At 70.8% G+C, this 17,864-nt stretch carries 12 protein-coding genes; 4 read left to right on the top strand and 8 right to left on the bottom strand.

The window, feature by feature from the left end; genetic code table 11:
- Nucleotides 1-8: 8 nt before the first annotated feature.
- Together AC07FA_RS15110 and AC07FA_RS15115 are read right to left on the bottom strand one after the other, a co-directional pair.
- A complete protein-coding gene (locus AC07FA_RS15110; protein WP_479075762.1) occupies nt 9-1,433 on the bottom strand; it encodes an aldehyde dehydrogenase family protein in 1,425 nt (474 codons plus the stop codon).
- A gap of 2 nt (nt 1,434-1,435) precedes the next feature.
- Nucleotides 1,436-2,884, bottom strand: coding sequence for a B12-binding domain-containing radical SAM protein (locus AC07FA_RS15115; protein ID WP_479075763.1), 1,449 nt, complete (start codon nt 2,882-2,884; stop codon nt 1,436-1,438).
- 476 nt (nt 2,885-3,360) lie between these two features.
- Between AC07FA_RS15115 and AC07FA_RS15120 the strand changes: the two genes are divergently transcribed.
- Nucleotides 3,361-4,143, top strand: coding sequence for a phytanoyl-CoA dioxygenase family protein (locus tag AC07FA_RS15120; protein ID WP_479075764.1), 783 nt, complete (start codon nt 3,361-3,363; stop codon nt 4,141-4,143).
- An 8-nt stretch (nt 4,144-4,151) separates the two neighbouring features.
- Nucleotides 4,152-5,012 (top strand): enoyl-CoA hydratase/isomerase family protein, encoded by an 861-nt coding sequence (locus AC07FA_RS15125; protein WP_479075765.1) that lies wholly within the window; start codon nt 4,152-4,154, stop codon nt 5,010-5,012.
- A 97-nt stretch (nt 5,013-5,109) separates the two neighbouring features.
- Here AC07FA_RS15125 and AC07FA_RS15130 read toward each other — a convergent pair whose 3' ends face one another.
- On the bottom strand, nt 5,110-5,790 hold the full coding sequence (locus AC07FA_RS15130) for an NUDIX hydrolase (RefSeq protein WP_479075767.1): 681 nt from the start codon (nt 5,788-5,790) through the stop codon (nt 5,110-5,112).
- 200 nt (nt 5,791-5,990) lie between these two features.
- Between AC07FA_RS15130 and AC07FA_RS15135 the strand changes: the two genes are divergently transcribed.
- The gene (locus AC07FA_RS15135) at nt 5,991-7,157 is read left to right on the top strand and encodes a P1 family peptidase (RefSeq protein ID WP_479075768.1); all 1,167 of its coding nucleotides are present in this window, start codon (nt 5,991-5,993) and stop codon (nt 7,155-7,157) included.
- Between the two features lie 25 nt (nt 7,158-7,182).
- On the opposite strand, the gene AC07FA_RS15140 is transcribed toward AC07FA_RS15135, so the two are convergent.
- The 5 genes from AC07FA_RS15140 to AC07FA_RS15160 form a co-directional block, all read right to left on the bottom strand.
- Complete coding sequence (locus tag AC07FA_RS15140) at nt 7,183-7,581, bottom strand: hypothetical protein (protein ID WP_479075769.1); 399 nt, start codon at nt 7,579-7,581, stop codon at nt 7,183-7,185.
- Between the two features lie 71 nt (nt 7,582-7,652).
- Nucleotides 7,653-11,624 (bottom strand): SGNH/GDSL hydrolase family protein, encoded by a 3,972-nt coding sequence (locus AC07FA_RS15145; protein ID WP_479075770.1) that lies wholly within the window; start codon nt 11,622-11,624, stop codon nt 7,653-7,655.
- Nucleotides 11,625-11,829: 205 nt separating this feature from the next.
- A complete protein-coding gene (locus AC07FA_RS15150; protein ID WP_479075771.1) occupies nt 11,830-13,290 on the bottom strand; it encodes an MFS transporter in 1,461 nt (486 codons plus the stop codon).
- A gap of 52 nt (nt 13,291-13,342) precedes the next feature.
- Complete coding sequence (amaB, locus tag AC07FA_RS15155) at nt 13,343-14,878, bottom strand: L-piperidine-6-carboxylate dehydrogenase (RefSeq protein ID WP_479075772.1); 1,536 nt, start codon at nt 14,876-14,878, stop codon at nt 13,343-13,345.
- A gap of 62 nt (nt 14,879-14,940) precedes the next feature.
- A complete protein-coding gene (locus AC07FA_RS15160) occupies nt 14,941-16,155 on the bottom strand; it encodes an aminotransferase class V-fold PLP-dependent enzyme (protein WP_479075773.1) in 1,215 nt (404 codons plus the stop codon).
- Between the two features lie 325 nt (nt 16,156-16,480).
- Between AC07FA_RS15160 and lat the strand changes: the two genes are divergently transcribed.
- On the top strand, nt 16,481-17,857 hold the full coding sequence (gene lat, locus AC07FA_RS15165; protein ID WP_479075775.1) for an L-lysine 6-transaminase: 1,377 nt from the start codon (nt 16,481-16,483) through the stop codon (nt 17,855-17,857).
- Nucleotides 17,858-17,864 lie beyond the last annotated feature (7 nt).

Genomic DNA, 17,864 nt, shown 5'->3' on the forward strand with positions numbered 1-17,864 from the left:
GCCGCCGGTCACGCGGAGGTGCCCGGCAGAACTGCCTTCTTCTTGAACAGGAAGTCGGCCAGATACCCCTCGTGCGGATCGCGGGGGTCGTAACCGCGGTCGAACTCCTCGCCGCCGAAGACCTTGTCGACGCCCGGCTCCTCGGCGAGCGCCCGTACCAGCCCGCCCGCCTCGCCGAGCACGGAGACGATCAGCGAACCCGCGCAGGCCGCGACCGCCTTGGAGCGGGGGACATGCGCCACCGCGGTGAACGGGAAGGGCAGTTCCGTCCCGAACAGCGGCGAACCCGCGTCCAGCAGCAGCACCGTGGGCCGCAGATAGGCGACACCGTCGAGGTCCACCCGCAGCGGCACGCCGGTGGCGGCCCCCGTGACATCGACCGCGCCGGCCGCGATCTCCCGCTCGATCCGCGTCGCCAGCGCGTCCCGCACCGCACGGTCCGGGAAGGCCGGAACCGAGGCGGACGGGTCGTCGAGCGGCAGCACCGGACGGGCCGCGAACTCCTGCGCGAGCTGACCCGCGGCCTCCTCGGCGTCGCCGAGCACCACCAGGGAGCTGATGTTGGTGCACAGCCGGCCGCAGCCCGCGAACGCCTCCCGGGCCAGCCGCTCCCAGGCGTCCTTCGGACCGTCGGCGCCGACGAGCGCCCGGCTGCGGCCGTAGTGGTACGTCTTGACCTTCCCGGGCGCCAGGTCGGCGGGCACCTCTTCACCGGGCCACAGCACCTGGTCGGCCAGCCGGCGCAGCGCGGGCGCGTCGCCGTGCACCAGCGAGACCGCGTTGTCCGGCAGCCCGGCGGCGTACAGCGCCTCGGTGACCAGCACCGCGGTGAACGGGTCCCGGGCGGACGTGCTCAGCAGCACCGGGCGGCGTGCGGCCAGTGCCTGCATCCACTCGATACCGATGGTCGGGAAGTTGTCGGGCACCCGCACATGCACGGACCGCCCGGCAGGCCGCCAGCTCCAGCGCGGGTCGTCGCCGCCGGTCCGGTACGCGGAGACGGTCCCGTCCGGCGACTGCGCGGCGAGGATCTCCTCCATACGGCCCAGATCGTCGGCGACCGTACGGACCCCGCGCGCCGCCCGCCGCAGCGGCAGACCCGTCGCCGCGGACAGCGCCCGCAGCCACGGGTCGAGCTCGCCGCTGTCCAGCCGGGCGGTGAGCCGCCCGGCGGCGGCGCGCAGCATCCCGAACCAGGCGTCGTCGTCGATGCCGCGCAGCACACGGGCCGTCTTCTCGGCCTCCTGCGCCATCCCGAACTGCACCAGCCGCCCGGCGTTGCCCAGCCGGGCGAGTGGCCGCCCGGCGGCGTCGTGCAGCTGTCCCGGCCGGTTCGACATCACCGGGCGTGAGCCCGAGTACGCCGGAACGTCCAGGGTGCCCGCAGTGCCCGGGACAGCCGGGGAGGCTGTCCCGGCCGCTGTCGTGAGCATCGTCACTGAACCTCCGGGACCAGGGCCGCGGGCTCCTTGGCCATGGGGGCGCCACCGTCCATCAGACCCAGACGCGTCTGGACGGTCTTCAGGTTGGCGAGGAAGGCGATGCGCTTGTACTGGCCGTCCTTACGGGTCGGGGTCATGTCGTCGTAGAGCTTCCACAGCTCGTCGATGGAGGCCCCGGGGCTGGACGTCACCGGCACGTGCCCGGTGTAGCAGTCGGTGTCGCTGGTCTCGACGGTGAACTCGACGCGCTTGGCCATGTCCTTCTCCAGGTCCGCGTGGAACGGAACGAAGAAGCAGGGCGACACGATGTCGTGGGGGTTGTCGCCGAGCCGGGCCTGCAGCCAGGTGATGGTCGAGCGCATCGCCTCGTCGGTCTCGCCGGGGATGCCCAGGATCATCGTGGCCTGCGTGCCGATCCCGGCCTTGCCCAGGGAGTCCAGGGCCCGTTCGGTGACGGCGACCTTGACCGGCCGGCCCAAGCGCTTGAGCAGCGACCAGTCCAGCGTCTCCACGCCCACCAGCAGCCGGAAGCAGCCGGACTTGCGCAGCATCTTGGCCATGTCGTCGTCGATCAGGTCGGGCCGCGCCTTGGCCTCCCACTCGAACTTGCCCTGAAGACCGGAGTCCTCGATGGCCTGGCACAGCTCCTGCATGCGCGGGACGTCCTCGACGAAGTCGTCGTCCTCGATGCGGATGCGGTCGAAGCCGTGCACCTCGACGAGCTCGCGGATCTCCGCGAGTACCCGCTGCGCGCTGTGCCGGCGCTGACCGACACCCCACTGGTGCTTGGAGTAGCAGTAGGCGCAGGCGTACGAGCAGCCGCGGGCGGTGACGACGTTGCCTGCCCGGCCGCGGGAGATCGTCCGGTACCGCTCCATGTCGGCCAGGTCACGGGCCGGCATGGGCAGCTTGTCCAGGCGCATCACCTGCGGGGCGGCGGCCGTCTCGACGACCTTGCCCTCGTCGTCACGGAAGACGATCCCGCGCACCTTGTGCAGGTTCTTGCGGCCGTTGTTGCCGAACTCGTGGACCAGGTGCGAGAAGGTGACCTCGCCCTCGCCCTTGACGACGACGTCGGCGGAGCCGTCCTCGACCAGCTGGCGGGCCAGCGGGGTCGCGCCGACACCGCCCAGCACGGTCAGGGCCTTGGGGTGGTGGTGCTTGACCTCGGAGGCCAGCTTGACGCCGTTCTTGAGGCTGGAGGTCAGCACCTGGATGCCGACGACGTCCGGGTTGTAGCCCCGCAGCGGTTCGTTGGGTGTGGCGAGCGGCCTCTCCAGGACGAAGAGCTGGTCGTCGATGAAGTGGACGTCGGTGCCCGCCGTGTCGTGGAAGGTGCCCTCCCGCAGTACGGCGGCCAGGGACAGCAGCCCCAACTGCGGTGCGGAGATCGACTCTCCTGAGTACGCCGACCGGCGAGCGTTCACGAGAAGAACTTGCATGCTTGTCTGCCTCCTGCGAGTGGACAGTCCTCAGGCGCGGCCCGGCTGACCGCCCGCAGCCTGCGTGCACACGGGGCCTGTGGCTGGAGAACGTGCTGTGCGTGCGGCCCGTGAGTCACACGGTGGGCCTGCTCCGGTCGTCAGCGGGTGATCAAGGATGGGGGTGACCGCCGGGCGTCTGTCCGGCGTGGCGGCGTGCCCGGATGTGACTCCGGTCGTTCGACAGCGGTGCTGGATGAGCTTGGCTGGGCTGCACGTGTGCTCCAGCCCACCACGGGCCTCCGGCGCCGTCCAATGCCTTTAACGGGTCGCCCCCGCACTGCCGTGGCATGGGCGCCATTCCCGTCTCCGGCCATGCCGCCGGCGCATCACGGCGATGCTCCAACGGCTGCTGTGCCGGGTGCCGGCTCTGTGGCAGCATCGCTGCGGAGTCCAGCAGATCGACTTGACCCTGCACGCGCTCCGGAGAGGTACCGATGACCGCTTTCCAGCGACCGGCCGACGCAGCGGACGTGACGACGGTGACGTCGGACCCCGAGGCTGACCGCGAGACGTTCTGGCGGGACGGAGTGATCCGCTGGGACAACGTCCTGACGCCCGACCAGGTGATCGCGCTCCGCGCGTCCATGGAGAAGGCGTTCTTCGCCGGGGAGGACAAACCGGCCGACGGAGTCCTCGACCTGTCCGAGACCCAGGAGAGGCCGAGCGACAGGGCGCTGCTCCAGAAGATCGGCATCTGGCAGAACGACCCCGTCTGCGAGGAGCAGATCCGCCGCCCCGACCTGGTGCCCCGCGTGGAGGCCCTGCTCGGCGGCCCCGTACGGCTCTTCCGCGACCACTCCTTCTACAAGCCCGCGGGCAAGGGCGAACGCAGCCGCCTGGTGCTGCACCAGGACAACCGCTACTGGCACCTGGACCCGCCGGACGCCATCACCATCTGGATGGCCCTGGACGACGCCACCGTGGAGAACGGCTGCGTGCACTACGTGAAGGGCACCCACCACCTGGGCCGCGTCGAGCACGTACGCCGCGAGGAGGGCGCCGTCCTCGTCGAGGCCCTGACCGACCAGGAACCGGTGCCGTACCCCATTCCGGCGGGCAGCGCCCTGGTGCACCACATCAACACCCTGCACGGCTCCGGCCCGAACCTCACCGACCAGCCCAGGCGCGCCTATTCGCTGGTCTTCGTGCGGGCCGACACGACGGTACGCGGCCGGCCGATGACCGATTACCCGCTCGCCGCCGACCTGATCCGGTGAGCCCTTCGATGCCCGACACCGACACCGCTCCCGCGCCCCCCGGACCCGCCGGTCTCCACCCGGACACGTACGAGACGATCCTGCTCGAACGCGCCGACGGCGTCGCCTGGGTCACTCTCAACCGGCCCGAGAGACTCAACGCCACCAACGAGCGCATGCACCACGAGCTGATCGACGCCTTCGCACGCGTGGCGGACGACGGGGTCACCAAGGTGCTCGTCTTCACGGGCGCCGGGGACCGGGCCTTCTGCATCGGCAGCGACCTGGGATTCCTGGGTCAGGTGCTGGCGGGCGACAAGGGCGACACCGAGATGTTCGAGGTCTACCTGGCCCGGATGAACCGGGTGGCGTTCGCCCTGGAGCGGCTGCCCATGCCGACCATCGCGATGGTGCAGGCCAAGGCGCGGGCGGGCGGCTTCGAGCTGGCCATGGCCTGTGATCTGGTGCTGATCTCGGAGGAGGCGCGGATCGGCGACGTCCACACCCCGTACGGTCATATGCCGGGCGCCGGCGCCTCCCACCGGGCGGTGCGCAAGATGGGTCTCCAGCCCGCGATGGAGATGCTCCTGACCGGCCGTTGGCTCTCGGCCGCCGAAGCCGTGTCCACGGGCCTGGCTCTGCGGGCGGTGCCGAAGGACCGGCTGCGCGAGGAGACCGCCGCGCTCGCCGCCACACTGGCCGCGATGCCGGGCGACTGCCTGCGCCATGTGAAGGCCGCCGTCATGGGCGGTCTCGGCGTCTCCGTGGAGGAGGCCGTCGCGGTGGAGACACGGGAGTACCTCGCGCTGATGCGGGGCTCCACCGGACCGGTGGACGGATTCCGCAAGAGCCAGCGCGAACGCGCGGCCCGCCGCGGCGAGACCGGCTGATCCCGCTCACCTCGGACACGTCCGGCGGACGGCACAGCTGTCCGCCGGACGTGGTTCAGTTGTCACCGGACGTGCGTCGGTCGCCTGCCGGGGCGGTTCAACCGACGCCCCCGTAGCGGCGCTTGGCGTCGGCGAGGTCCTCGACCCGGGTGGTGTCCCACGGCCGTTCCCATCCCGCGAGCCGCAGCAGCCAGGCGACCAGGCTCCCGGTGAAGCCCCAGAGGAACAGCTCCCCGGCCAGGAATCCGGGCCCGGTGTAGCCCGCCGTCATACGGACCCGCAGCCGGCCCGCCGGATCGGCGAGGTCCCGTACGGGGACCCGGTGCACGGCCACGATCTCGCTGCCGTCGCTCGCGGGCGCGCTGCCGCCCTCCCACCAGCCGAGCACGGGCGTCACGGAGAAGCCGCTCCAGGCCAGGTACAGCGGCCGCAGCGGTGTGACGACGCGGATGGCCGCCCGGTCGAGGCCGGTCTCCTCCGTGGTCTCGCGCAGGGCGGTGTGCACCGCGTCGCGGTCATCGGGTCCCACGGAGCCGCCGGGGAAACACACCTGCCCCGGATGGTGGCGCAGCGCGCCGGAGCGCCGGAGGAAGAGCAGATCCGGTCCGTTCTCCCCGGAACCGAACAGCACCAGGACGGCGGAGGACCTGCCCGACTCCGGCCCCCGCGCGGCATAGCGCTCCAGCTCGGGCGCGCTGTCCCGGCCGGCCCGCAGGGCCACGTCGGCCAGCCAGGAGGGCACGTGCGGTCCGGTCGGATGTGCCGTGTCGAGAGCCACGGCCGCCAGCGTAGGCGAGCCACCGGTCCATGGCGCCGGTCTCCACCGGCATTGGCGGGGAATCGGTCATGCCCTTTGTGCCGCACGGCGATGCGCCGCGGGCATCACCCCCGACAGGCTTCGCAACCACGGCAGTTGAGGTGCGGCGCCCGGGTACCGTGAGGTGATCGCGCCGCAGGGGAGTCTCGGGAGGACAGCTGATGAGTGTGCGTCAGGGGACGGACGGGGCCGGAGTACCGATGGCCGGGCCGATGAACGCGCTGACGGATGTCGCGGGGCTGCGCGTGGGCCACGCGGGACGGACCGGTGACGGCTGGCTGTCCGGTGTCACCGTGGTGCTGGCCCCCGAGGGCGGCGTCGTGGCCGCCGTCGATGTGCGCGGGGGAGGCCCCGGGACCCGGGAGACCGACGCGCTGGACCCGCGCAACCTGGTGCAGCGCATCGACGCCGTGGTGCTGTCCGGCGGCAGCGCCTTCGGGCTCGACACGGCGGGCGGCGTGGCGGAGTGGCTGGAGGAGCGGGGACGCGGCTTCCGTGTGGGTCCGGGCCCGGGCCAGGTGGTCCCGGTGGTCCCCGCCGCCGCCCTGTTCGACCTCGGGCGCGGCGGGCGGTGGCGGGCCAGGCCGGGCGCGGACCTCGGACGTGCGGCCGTCGAAGCGGCGGACGGTACGGAGGAGGGCGCCGAGGTGCCGCAGGGGTGCGTCGGGGCGGGCACCGGCGCGGTGGCCGGCGGGCTCAAGGGCGGCGTCGGTACGGCGAGTGTCGTGCTGCCGTCCGGGGCGACCGTGGCGGCGCTGGCGGTGGCGAACGCGGCCGGCTCGCTGCTCGATCCCGGCAGCGGGATTCTCTACGGCGCCCGGACGGGCCTCGATGACGAGTTCCGGGCGCGTGGGCTGTCCGCGACGCCCCCGGACGAGGAACGGCACACCAAGGCGCTGGACCGGCTGACCGCGGCCCGCGAGGAGACCCGGCGGCGGCAGGCGGGCGCGGCGCAGCCGCTCAACACCACGCTGGCCGTGATCGCCACCGATGCGACGCTGACCCGCGCACAGGCGCAGAAGCTGGCCGGCACCGCCCACGACGGCCTGGCCCGCGCGGTACGCCCGGTCCATCTGCTCACCGACGGCGACACAGTGTTCGCGCTGTCCACCGGACGGCTGCCGCTGGTGCCGGAGAGCCCGGAGGCGCCCGGCGGGACGGCCGACCGCTCGGGCTGGGGCGCGCACCTGGAAGCCATGGAACTCAACGCGGTGCTCGCGGCGGGGGCCGATGTCCTCACCCGGGCCGTGGTGCACGCGGCACTGGCCGCGGAGAGCGTCGACGGCCCCGGTGGCGACTTCCCCTCCTACCGCGAGCTGTACGGCTGACCGGCCGGCCGAAAGAGGGGGACCGTCACCTGTCCGGTGTGCGGACCAGGGCCAGCAGGCCGCCGAGCACGGCGAACAGGGCCAGGAACACAGCCGTGCCGACGCCGTCGACGGCGTCCTCGACCACATGGCCTCCGAGGAAGAACCACACCCCGGTCCCCGCGATGACGAGCAGATGACTGCCCCGCTCCCGCGTCGCGCGCATCCCCACCCACAGCAGCAGCGGCATGCACCCCACCCCACCGGCCAGCGCCAGCACCGATTCGAGGGAGCCGGCGAGGATCGCGTCCGGATCGGCGTCCCGCGCCCCCTGCGCCCACTCCCGGCCGCCCGACCAGATCAGGTAGCAGACGGTGGCGGCGACCGCCGATACGACAGCGCCCTTCACTCCACGAGCGGTACGGATTCTCGCCGTAATCGTCATACGTTCAGCCTTTCATGGCACAGGCAGGGGACCTGAGTACACGTACTCAGGTCCCCGCCCTTTCTCCGTACCTACAGCGTGTGTTGCAGACTGTCGGCGTACAGTCGCGCCCCCGGGGTCTTCGGGTGGAACGACTTCATGGACGGTGCGACGTTGCCCGGCAGCCAGTCCGGGTCACGGGCATCGGCCTTGGCGTGACCGGAGAGCACGATGCCGTGCACCGTCTCCGGATCACCGCAGATCGCCTTCCCGGCGAACTCGTCGCGCGGGTCGGAGAACACCGCCTTGGCCGCGTACAGGCGGTTGGCGTCGTCGACGGCGCCCTGCATCTCCTTGGCCAGCGTGTCCGCCATGCTGTTCAGCCACGGCGCCTCCTCGGTACCGATACCGAGGACACAGCCACCGACGCCCTCAAGGAGCCTCGGGTAGCCCATGAGCACGATCTTCGCGTTCGGCGCCTTCTTGTGGAGCTCGTTGAGCATGCCGGTCAGACGCGGCCGGATCTGCTCGTTGAGCCACTTCGGTGCCCATACCTCCAAGGACCCCGTCTCGCCACCTGTCTTGCTCCCGTTGTCGGGGTTGACGGCTTCGATGGAGTTGTTGTTGCACACGGTCCCGGCCGTGATGCACTCCTGGACGATGTCGGCGAACCGGGCGTCGTTGCCACCGACCGACAGGGTGACCAGCGTGGTGTTCTGGTCGAGGTAACCCTGCTGGATCTGCGGCAGCTCGCTGTTCTGGCCCGTGGAGAGGATGTTGTAGTACCGGGCACCCGAGCACGCGATGAACTGGTAGTCCATGATCTTGTCGCGGTCGTCGGCCATCTGCCCGATGGACTTGGCGTAGCCGGGCAGCGTGGCCTGACGCGACCAGGCGTACTTGGACCGGTGGCACTTGTTCTCGGTGTCCGGCTGCTGCGGGTCGTAGTAGTCGGAATCGTTGTAGTAGTCGTCGCCGGCGTTCTCGGAGGCGCCTTCACCCGAGGAGTACGAGTCGCCCATGGCGACGACCTGGTGGGTCGGCTTGGCACCCAGCGGCTCGAAGCCGATCGAGTCCCACGCCACGTCCTCCGTGCCCTTGCCGTCCTCGGTCACGTTCGACAGCGCCACGGTGGGCACGCCGGTGAAGTTGAACGCCCCGAGCGACACCCACTTGTTCTCCAGTACCCGCTGGGGCTTCACCCGCTTCGGACTGGTGGAGTTCGTGCCGCCCACCGTGTAGGCGGCCTGACGGGTGTGAGCACCGTGGTCGGGCACGTGCGCCCAGACCCGCATCCAGCCCCGGTCCGCCGTGCCCAGCGTCCAGGTGCCGGTGGTCTTCAGACGGGTGGCGTCCGTCGTTCCGGCCTTGTTGGTGTGCGTGAACCAGAAGTGGTTGTTGTGCGCCGCACCGATCTGATGGAGGTCGATGCGGGAGGAGGCGGTGCCGAAGTCGAAGTTGAACGTTCCCGACGAGACCACCGCCCCGCACGATCGTCCCGCGGACCCCACGGGAGTGACGCCGTTGGGGACGTCGTCGACGATCTTCGTGCCGGTGGGCAGTCCGGACGCGCACCGCGGCGGGTAGGAGTTCTCGTCCGGCTGTTCCGGATACGTGGTGTCGAACCGGTGGAGCGGGTGCCCGCACTGGGCGCTGGTGGTGCAGTTCTTCCACGTGACGGACTTGTGGAACCAGCACTTCAGGTACAGCGGGTCCGACTCGTTCGGGTCGCCGGGCAGCAGGCAGGGGCCGCCGCCGGTGTTGTTCGTCGCACCCGTGCCGATCTTCGACGGGTTGCAGTCGTTGCTGGAGTCGCAGAACAGGCTGATCGGCGGCTTGGCCGTCGTACGGTTGGCCGTGGACGTCCACCAGGCGGCGCGGTAACCGGGCTGGAAGTCACCGGGCTTGAACATCGCCGCGAGCGGCCGGGCCGCCCAGCCGATGACCTTCTCCGAGTACGGCCAGTCCTGCGGGTGCGCGGCGTGGCTGTAGTCGTCGTAACCGGCGTAGTCCTCCAGGAAGGGGGTGCGGTTCTCCTTCCACAGCGGGTTCGCCGGGTTGTTCGTCCACCCCACGCCCCACTTGCCGGAGGTGGTGCCGGACGAAGCCTGCGTGTAGTAACCGCTGTTGTACGCCCACAGGGCGAAGAACCAGTTCTCGATGTACTTCGGGTCGCCGCCGTTGATCGTCAGGCCGTCGGCGCGCGTCTGGTTCCACTTCTCGATCAGGATGTTCACGCCCGCCGCGATGTTCGCCGCGTAGTCGAGCGCGATGGCCTCCTGCTGCGCCACCGTCTTCGTCGGCTGGCCCTTGCCCGGGAGCCGCATGCCGTCGGTGACCTGGGTGACGCCGTAACCGCAGTCGGACTTGCTCCAGTTGATGAGCCAGGGGTCGCTCTGCTCACCGTCGGACGCGTACTCGATGCCGTAGAAGTTACCGATCAGCGAGTTGGCCGAGACGCCCGGTACCGCGTACCGGGTGGCCTGCCACATGTTCGACTCCTGCGCGGTGATGCCGAGCATCACCTGTGCCGGTACGTGCCAGTCGGCACCGCTGCCGCCCGCCAGGGGCGTCAGGGGGAACATCGACTGCGGCCCGTAGGCCGCCATGCCGGTGTTCTTCCAGTTCGCCGGCCTCGACGCGCTCTTGTTGAGCTGGCCGACGACGGCCTGGTCCACGGCCCACTCGATCTGCCGCGGGGTCGGCTGGAACGCCTGCTTCTTCGGGTCGTTCCTCGGCACCGAGCACGTCCGGTCCGCGTCGACCGGCGAAGCCATCGTCGACACGCCGCCGGACTTCGGGGCCGCGGTCAGGGCCGGGCTCGTCGCGGTCGCGGCGCGCTGGGCCTTCTCGTCGCCGATCCGGTTGCCCGGAGCGGCGTCCAGCACCGCTGTCTTCCCCGTGTCGAGCGCCTTCAGGGTGATCCGGGTGGCGCGCGGTGCGGCGGCGTCCTTCACCGAGATCCGCGAGTCCTTGCCGTCGGCCCACGCGGTGGTCACCGCGGCGGCGCCGCGGCTGGAGATCCGCGCGTCCTTGGCGATGCCGCCCGGGTTGCGGACGGCGGAGGGCAGCGCCCCGTTGCTGCGCGCCTCACCGGTGACGTACACCGCACCCGAGGGCGTACGCGCGATGTCGAACCGGCTCAGGCCGCCCTGAGCGAGCTTGGCCGCCCTGCCCTTGCCGTTCGCGGTCCGCAGCGTGCTCGCGGTGACCCGGGACACGGCCGCCTGGTCATCGGCCGAGGACCCCGCCTTTCCGCCGGGGAGGCGGTCGATGAAGGTCACCCCGCCGTCGGCGTCCGGCTTCAGCTGGAACGGCGGCGCGTGGGTGAGGGCCACCGTCCGCACCGTCGACCCGTTGATCTTCACGACCTGCCGGCCGCGCGCGGCGACGATCTCGCCGCCGACCGGAACCGCCGATGTGACCTGGCCCGCGATCGTCGCCTTGGCGGAGGTGCCCGTGGCGGCCGCGACCCGGACCAGCCGGGTCTCGTTCTTCTTCGAGGTGTTCTCGTCGGTGAACTGGGAGAACACCACGTCCTCGCCCGTGCCGCAGCCCGGGGAGAAGTACGCCAGCGTGGCCTGGAACGGCAGCTTGCGCACATCGCCGCTGCGCAGGTCCACGACGGCGGTGAACGCGCCGCGGCTCATCAGGTCGGGCTTGTTCGTGAACGTACGGGGGGCGTACGCCACGGCGGCGTACCGTCCCGACTCGGTCACACAGGCGTTGCCGATCCACGCGTCCGTGTCGAAGCCCGGCTCGGACAGCGAGGCGGCGGTCTTCCACCGGTAGCCGTCCTTCTCGTCGGCCACCATCACGTGGAAGCCCGAGCCATCACCCGATGTGGTGAACGCCTGGTCCGACGACGACCGGTAGCCCTTGCCCAGCACGTCGGAGCGCTTCTTGGCGGGAACCGAGCGGGGTTTGATCCCCGGGTCGGTCCCGTCGGCCGAGGGCGCGGTCGGTGAGGACCAGCCGTTCGCCGCTCCCGGGGGTACTGCGTCCGCGAAGGCCTGCGTCGTCCCGACACCGCAGGCCACCGCGACTGCGACGACAGCGGCCACCGAAACACGCGCACGCCTTAATACGCTGCGTCTCAAGTTCCCGTCCTTTTCCTGGTGTACGCGCCCAGGACAGGGCGCGTGACCGCACCCGGGAACCGGCGCCCGCAGGCACACGAAAGCAGGCTCCCTGGGGGCGGAGACCTTGACGTGGCGGGAGATCGACAGATCTCGACCGCGGCTGAATCGGCTCGTCCACGCCATCGTGTCACTTGGCGCTCTTCTGACGCTCTCCTGTCTTCCGCACCTCCTCATCCGATGCCGGCGCGTCCTGGCCCCTGCGCGTCAGATGGCGCTGGGCGGGCAGCAGGGGGGCGATCGCGGCGAGGGCGACCAGGATGACGGCCATGGCCCGGAAGGCGTTTCCGTAGCTCTCCATGAGCGCGGCCGGCGGTCCCGCGGCGCCGCTGGTCGTGAGGGTGAGCAGCACCGCGAGGCCGAACGCCCCGCCGAACTGCCGCGAGGTGTTGACCAGTCCGGACGCCGCACCGGCCTCGGCGGCTCCGACTCCGGAGGTGACCGTGAGGGTCAGCGGGGTGCTCACGAGCCCGCCGCCGAAGGAGATCACCACCGCCGGTCCGAGTATGCCGCCGAGGTAACCGCTGTCCGGACTGATGCCGCTCTGCCAGAGGAAGCCCGCCGCGGCGACGAGCGCCCCGCAGGCGATCAGGACGCGGGCCTGCACGTACCGCATCAGCCACGGGGTCAGGAACAGTCCGACCAGCAGCATCACCACGGTGTGCGGCAGGAATCCCAGGCCCGTCTGCGCGGCGCTGTAGTGCAGCACCCCCTGCATGGTGAGGGTCAGGAAGTACCAGATCGGGATGTGGAAGCCCGCTCCGGCCAGCATCATCCCGACGTTCCCCCAGCCGACGCCGGGCAGCCTCAACAGCCCCGGCGGTACCAGCGGCTGGGCCGCGTACCACTTCTCCACCGCCACGAAGGCGGCGAGGGCGACGATCCCCCCGGCGAGCGGCAGGGCGGTGGCCGGGTCGGTCCAGGCGTGGACGCGGGCCTGGGCGATGCCGAGGGTGACCAGGGCCAGCCCCGCCGTGGCCAGCACCGCGCCGGGCAGATCGAGCCGGACCCGCCGCGCCGGAGCGGTACGCCCCTTGAGCAGCCGGGCGGCGAGCAGCAGCAGGGGAATCCCGATCGGCACGTTGATCAGCAGCACCGAACGCCAGGACAGGTACTCGGTCAGAAGGCCGCCGAAGAGATTGCCCGACGCCCCGCCCGCCAGACTGACCGCGGTCCAGATCGCGAGCGCCCTGGTCCGCCGCGGCCCTTCGGGGAACGTGGTGGTCACCATGGTCAGGGCCAGCGGGGCGAGTACGGCCGCCCCGACGCCCTTCGCCGCCCGCGCCGCGATCAGCAGCGCGGGCGACGTGGCGAGCCCTCCGGCCGTCCCCGCGACCACGAAGATCGAGAGGCCGATGAGGAACACCCGCCGGTGCCCGTACAGATCGCCCAGCCGCCCGCCCAGCAGCAGCAGCCCGGCGAACGCCAGGGCGTAACTGCTGACGACCCACTGGAGGTTCGCCGGGTCGAAGCCGAGTTCCCTCTGCATCGAAGGGAGCGCGACGGTGATCACCGAGACGTCGAACAGAACTATGAACTGCGCCGCACACGCCAACGCGAGCGTCGACGTGGCAGTGGACCCGCCACGCATGTCCCTCCCCAGGAGCCGTTCAGCCAGGACGGTGCCGTACGTCTCAACCGCTCTACTGGGAGAAGTCCACCCCCTGCGCGAGGGCCACCTTGCCCGAGTAGTTCACGGTGTTGGTGGCGCGGCGCATATAGGCGCGCCAGGCGTCGGAGCCGGACTCGCGGCCGCCGCCGGTCTCCTTCTCGCCGCCGAACGCCCCGCCGATCTCGGCGCCCGAGGTGCCGATGTTGACGTTGACGATGCCGCAGTCCGCGCCGTCCGCCGCCAGGAACCGTTCGGCCTCGCTCTGGTCCGCGGTGAAGATCCCGGACGACAGCCCCTGCGGTACGTCGTTGTGCAGCCGGATCGCCTCGTCGAGGTCCCGGTAGGTCAGGACGTACAGGATGGGCGCGAAGGTCTCCTCCCGTACGACGGCGGTCTGCGCGGGCATCCTCACGAGGGCGGGCCGTACGTAACCAGCGTCCGGCGCCGCGTCCTCGAGCTGGCGTTCACCGCCGACGACCACGGTGCCGCCCTCCTGGACCGCCCGGTCGAGGGACTCGCGCATCCTGGCGTGCGCCGCCTCGTTCACCAGCGGCCCGACCAGGGTCGATTCCCGGAACGGGTCGCCGACCGGCAGCCTGCGGTACGCGGTGGCGAGCCGCTCGACGACGGTGTCCACGATGTCGGCGTGCACGATCAGCCTGCGGAGCGTGGTGCACCGCTGGCCGGCCGTGCCCGCCGCCGAGAACACGGCGGCGTTCAGGGTGAGATCGAGATCGGCCGAAGCGGTGACCACGGCCGCGTTGTTCCCGCCGAGCTCCAGGATGGTGCGCCCGAACCTGGCAGCCACCCGGGGGCCGACCTCGCGTCCCATCCGGGTCGAGCCGGTCGCGCTGATCAGCGGCACCAGCGGCGAGTCCACCAGCTGGGTGCCGGCCTCCGCGCCACCGAGCACCACCTGGTTGAGGTGCGCCGGGGCACCCGTCTCGGCGATGGCGCGGTCGAGCAGGGCGGAGCAGGCCAGCGCGGTCAGCGGGGTCAGCTCGGACGGCTTCCAGACCACGGTGTCACCGCAGACCAGGGCCACCGCCGCGTTCCACGCCCACACGGCGACGGGGAAGTTGAAGGCGCTGATCACACCGACCACGCCCAGCGGGTGCCAGGTCTCCATCAGCCGGTGGCCCGGGCGCTCGGACGGCATCGTGCGGCCGTAGAGCTGCCGGGACAGGCCCACCGCGAAGTCACAGATGTCGATCATCTCCTGCACTTCGCCGAGTGCCTCGGAGCGGATCTTGCCGGCCTCCACGGTGACCAGGTCGGCCACGGACTCCTTGTGCTCGGTGAGCAGTTCGCCGAGCCGCTTGACCAGCGCGCCGCGGACCGGCGCCGGGGTGGTCCGCCACGTGAGGAACGCGGCGTGCGCGGCCTCGACGGCCCGGTCGATGTCGGCCGGGGTGTCGGCGCGCAGTCCGAACAGGTCCTGGCCGGTGACCGGCGTGCGGGCGGTCAGGGCGTCGCCCTTGACCGCGGTGAGTTCGACTCCACACCTGGCCAGGGCGTTCTCCGCCCGGACGCGTATGTCTTCGGTGCTGCTGACTGCGGTAACCATGCCGACTCCTGGTCGATCGTGCCGGGTGCCGGCCGTTCCTCGGCCGGTACCCGGAGCTGCCACTACGTCCGAGGTAGGGATCCTCGGTCCTGCGAGTCCTTCAGCGCCTGGGCCAGGACATCGATCTCGGCCTCGGTGGTGTAGAAGTGCGCCGAGACCCGGATCAGGGCCCCGTCCGGTCGCTCGGCCACCGCCGACTCGATCCGGAAGTTCTCCCAGAGGCCGCGGCGCAGTCCGTCCGCGTCCGTACCTCCGGGCAGCCGGAACGCCACCATCCCGCCGGACAGCTCCGCCGAGTCCGGGGTGGCGGGTTCGAGGCCGCACCAGCCGGTGAGGCGCCGGCGTGCGTACTGTGCCGTCTCGCGCATACGTGAGCGGATTCTGTCGTGTCCGAGCTCCGCCTGGAAGCCGATGGCCTCCGGCAGGGTCAGCCACGGGCAGATGTCCCGCGTTCCCTCGCACTCCAGTCTGCGCAGGCGGGGGGTGCTGCCGAACCGGTCGGGCGCGTCCGGCGGCCCGCTTCCGGCCGGGGGGTGGTAGGCCCAGCTCACCTGGGGCGGCCGCAGGGTCTCCGTACGGTCCGCGCCGATGTGCAGGAATCCGACCCCGGTGGGGGCCAGCAGCCATTTGTGGCCGCTTCCCGCGTAGTAGTCGCAGGGCAGGGCGGCCAGGTCCAGCGCGGTGAACGCCGGGGCGTGGGCGCCGTCGATCATGGTGAGGACGGAGCGCCTGCGGGCCTCCTCGCACAGTTCCGCGGCCGGCAGCACCAGTCCCGTCGACGACACCACATGACTGAAGAAGAGCAGCCGGGTCCGCGCGTTCATCGCGGCGACCGCGGCGTCGACGATCTCCTGCGGATCGCGGGGCATCTCCGGCAGCCGGAACGTCCGTACGGTCAGTCCGTGTTCCTGTGCCATGCGTTCCCAGCACCACCGCATCGGCGCGTACTCGTGGTCGCTCATCAGGATCTCGCCCGGCGCGGCCGGCCGTAGCGAGGACGCCACCAGATTGACGGCCGCGGTGACATTGGTGGTGAGGACCAGGCGGTGCGGCTCGCTCCCCACGAAGGCGGCCAGTGACTCGCGCGCCCGCCACAGCAGCGGGGGTACGTCACGGAGCAGGAAGTCCATCGGCTCGTGGGCGAGGCGGCCGCGCAGGGCGGTGACGCGCTCGAAGACGCTCCGGGGCAACGGCCCGCCGGAGCCGGTGTTCAGGTTCACGACCGTCGGGTCGAGGAGCATCTGCTCACGGGCGCCGGCCCAGTCGGTATCGGCCATGTGGTTCTCCCGCCCATTGACAACGGACACATAAGACAGAACAGGGGCCTGCCGACATATATCGGGCCGATCCGAAATTCTTTCGCGTGTTACGCGCTGTAGGCGGGCCACGTCAGTGTAGGCATCTTTCTGGTGCTGTCCATACCTTTTCCTGGCCACTGTTCCTTATCGGACACCAGTCGTCCGAAAGAGGTCCGCAAGAGCCGTAGAAGAGAGCGTCAAGAGTTGTTGGTCATAGAACTGGTGCGCTGACCTGGGAGGGTGCCGCATATACGCCTCTCCGGTTTCACCGAGGACGACACTGGGAGACGCAATGTCTGTGGCAATGTCAACAACGGGTGAAAAAGAAGGAATTACCGGAGACGGAATTCCCGAGAAAGCGGCTCTGAATGCCGGGGACGTACATCGTGCGCTTGAACCGCACGTTCTTGTCGACGGCTACGGATTCGTACTCGATTTGGCGGCCAGTTCGGGAAGCAGGCTCGTCGACGGTGTCACCGGAAAGAGTTATCTCGATCTCTTCTCCTTCTTCGCCTCCGCGCCGCTCGGTATGAATCCCTCCTGCATAACCGACGACGAGGCGTTCATGCGGGAGCTCGCCGCCGCCGCCGTCAACAAGCCGTCGAACCCGGACCTGTACACGATTCCGTACGCCGAGTTCGTCAGGACGTTCGCCCGGGTGCTCGGGGACCCGGCGCTGCCGCACCTGTTCTTCGTGGACGGCGGGGCGCTGGCTGTCGAGAACGCGCTCAAGGCCGCCTTCGACTGGAAGGCGCAGAAGCTGGGCCTCGACGACGACGGCGTCAACGGTCTCCAGGTGCTGCACCTGGAGCGGTCGTTCCACGGCCGCAGCGGCTACACCATGTCGCTCACCAACACCGAGGTCTCCAAGACCACCCGGTACCCCAAGTTCGCCTGGCCGCGCATCCCCTCGCCCGCGCTCCGGCACCCCCTCGCCGACCACGCCCGGGCGAACGAGGAGGCCGAGCAGCAGGCCCTCCAGGCCGCCGAGGCGGCGTTCCGCGCGGCCGACGGAATGATCGCCTGCTTCATCGCCGAACCGATCCAGGGCGAGGGCGGCGACAACCACCTGAGCGCCGGCTTCCTCCAGGCCATGCAGCGGCTCTGCCGCCAGTACGACGCACTGTTCGTCCTCGACGAGGTCCAGAGCGGCTGCGGCATCACCGGCACCGCCTGGGCCTACCAGCAACTGGGCCTGGAGCCCGACCTGGTGGCCTTCGGCAAGAAGACGCAGGTCTGCGGAGTGATGGGCGGCGGCCGGATCGACGAGGTCACGGACAACGTCTTCGCCGTCTCCTCCCGGATCAGCTCGACCTGGGGCGGCAACCTCGCCGACATGGTCCGGGCCACGCGGATCCTCGAGACGATCGAGCGCACACGGCTCTTCGACACCGTCGGCCGGCTCGGCACCTACCTCGGTGACGGCCTCGAAGCCATCGCCGTCAAGCACTCCGACGTCGTGACCAACGCCCGCGGCCGCGGCCTCATGCGCGCCGTCGACCTGCCCGACACCCGGACCCGTGACGAGGTCCTGCGCCGGATGCTCCAGGAACACCAGGTCATCGCCCTGCCCTGCGGTGACCGCAGCCTGCGGTTCCGCCCGCCGCTGACGATCTCCGAGAGCGAGATCGACCAGGCCCTGGAGGCGCTGGCCCTCAGCGTCGCAGAGCCCACCGCCTGACACCACG

The organism is Streptomyces sp. NPDC045968 (genome assembly GCF_056430475.1).